This window comes from Streptomyces swartbergensis (genome assembly GCF_002148965.1).
GTDB classification, from domain to species: Bacteria; Actinomycetota; Actinomycetes; order Streptomycetales; family Streptomycetaceae; genus Streptomyces; species Streptomyces swartbergensis.
Map to the genome: position 1 here is coordinate 1 of NZ_NGFN01000624.1, position 2,197 is coordinate 2,197.

Here is a 2,197-nt window from a genome sequence, read left to right on the forward strand (position 1 = left end):
GCCCACCACCCGTGTGCCGTCGTAGAGGACGATCGCCTGGCCGGGGGCGACGCCGCGGACCGGCTCCGCGAAGGACACCTCCAGGTGCCCGTCGACCAGCTCGGCGGTGACCTCCGTCTCGCCGCCGTGGGCGCGGAGCTGGGCCGTGTAGGTGCCCGGGCCGGTGGGGGCGACGCCGCACCAGCGTGGCTTGATCGCGGTCAGGGCGCTGACGTCCAGCGCGTCGGCCGGGCCGACCGTGACCGTGTTGGTGACCGGGGAGATGTCAAGGACGTAGCGGGGCTTGCCGTCGGGCGCCGGGGTGCCGATGCGCAGGCCCTTGCGCTGGCCGATGGTGAAGCCGTACGCGCCGTCGTGCGTGCCGAGCCGGTTGCCGGACTCGTCGACGATGTCGCCCTCGGAGCGACCGAGCCGGTTCGCGAGGAAGCCCTGGGTGTCGCCGTCGGCGATGAAGCAGATGTCGTGCGAGTCGGGCTTCTTGGCCACCGCCAGGCCCCTGCGCTCGGCCTCCGCGCGGATCTCGTCCTTGGTGGTGACCGTGTCGCCGAGCGGGAACATCGCGTGGGCGAGCTGCTTCTCGTCCAGGACGCCGAGGACGTACGACTGGTCCTTGGCCATGTCGGAGGCGCGGTGCAGCTCGCGGGTGCCGTCGGGAAGGGTGACGACCTGCGCGTAGTGGCCCGTGCAGACCGCGTCGAAGCCGAGCGCCAGCGCCTTGTCCAGCAGCGCCGCGAACTTGATCTTCTCGTTGCAGCGCAGGCAGGGGTTGGGGGTGCGGCCGGCCTCGTACTCGGCGACGAAGTCCTCGACGACGTCCTCACGGAAGCGCTCGGCGAGGTCCCACACGTAGAAGGGGATGCCGATGACGTCCGCGGCGCGGCGGGCGTCGCGCGAGTCCTCGATGGTGCAGCAGCCCCGCGCGCCCGTGCGGAAGGATTGGGGGTTGGCGGAGAGCGCGAGGTGGACGCCGGTCACGTCGTGGCCCGCCTCGGCCGCGCGGGCGGCGGCGACGGCGGAGTCGACTCCGCCGGACATGGCGGCCAGGACGCGGAGGGGACGGGAGCGCTGCGGGGTGTCAGTCATAACCCTTCCAGGGTACGGGGGCGCGGGAACCAAGGCCGCCGGGTATCCGTTGGCGAYCACATGGGACAGCGGAAGGCTTCGAAGGACGGCGACCGGAAGGTCGGCCGTCGCGCGCTGCTGATCGGTGGCACGGTGGCCGCGGCGGGCTCCGCCCTGCTGGCCCGGGACGAGCTGGCGCGTCTGTGGTGGCGCGTGCCCGGCGTCGAGAAGCCGCGCAAGGACGGCGAGGTCGACTACGCGGGCGCGCGCTGGGTGGCCGCGTCGGACGCGAACTGGCGCCGTGCGGACCGGCCCGACGACTACGGCATAGACATGGTGGTCATCCATGTCACCCAGGGCGGTTTCGACAGCGCGGTGAAGGCCTTCCAGAACCCGTCGCACGGAGCGGCGTCGCACTACATCGTCCGCAAGGACGGGCACATCGCCCAGATGATCCGCGAGCTGGACGTGGCGTACCACGCGGGCAACCGCGACTACAACGAGCGCAGTGTCGGCATCGAGCACGCGGGTTTCGTGGACCGCCCGCAGGACTTCACGGACGAGATGTACGAGGCCTCGGCCCGCCTCACGGCCCGGGTCTGCGCGCGCTACGGCATACCCGTCGACCGCGAGCACATCATCGGCCATGTGGAGGTCCCGGGCACGGACCACACGGACCCGGGGCCGCACTGGGACTGGGACAGGTACATGCGGCTGGTGCGCGAGGCGCGTACGGCGCCGGCCTGAGTGGTCAGAACAGGGCGGCGCGAGCGCGACGGCGGGTGCGAGCCCCTGGCCGAGGGCCCCGCGCCACAGCCGGGGGAACGACAGCGCGAAGAGGATGGCGGACACGATCAGGAACGTGCACAGGTAGCCGATCAGGGCGCGCGGCCGTGGTGTCCCCGGGTGTGCAGGGCCACGACCCCGGCGACGAGCCCGATCCGAGCAGGGCGAAGACCTGCGTGCCGACGTTCACGTCCGGAGCGTCCGCCCGGGCCCGGCCCCGGGCAAGGGCACGCGCCGAGCGCCGAGCGCCCCTGGTCAGCGCCGAGCGCTGCAAGCCGCCGGGGTCGCGCCTGTCCCTACGTCAGCCCCGCCGCCCCCCGGGGTCGCGCCTGTCCTACGTCAGCCCCGC

At 73.0% G+C, this 2,197-nt stretch carries 3 protein-coding genes; 2 read left to right on the forward strand and 1 reads right to left on the reverse strand.

Annotated elements, in window-relative coordinates; translation table 11 throughout:
- Window positions 1-1,083: tRNA 2-thiouridine(34) synthase MnmA (mnmA, locus tag CA983_RS42945; RefSeq protein ID WP_086606029.1), on the reverse strand; the 1,083-nt coding region annotated here is incomplete at its 3' end.
- A 60-nt stretch (window positions 1,084-1,143) separates the two neighbouring features.
- Between mnmA and CA983_RS42950 the strand changes: the two genes are divergently transcribed.
- Entirely contained in the window at window positions 1,144-1,809 is a 666-nt protein-coding gene (locus CA983_RS42950) for an N-acetylmuramoyl-L-alanine amidase (RefSeq protein ID WP_086606030.1), read from the forward strand.
- A gap of 146 nt (window positions 1,810-1,955) precedes the next feature.
- Window positions 1,956-2,197 (forward strand): hypothetical protein (locus CA983_RS47405; RefSeq protein ID WP_208637176.1); only part of this gene is annotated, 242 nt, incomplete at its 3' end.

What these genes read in the sequence shown, in the direction of transcription:
- CA983_RS42950 (WP_086606030.1), top strand. Translation starts at nt 1,144, where the DNA reads ATGGGACAGCGGAAGGCTTCGAAGGACGGCGACCGGAAGGTCGGCCGT.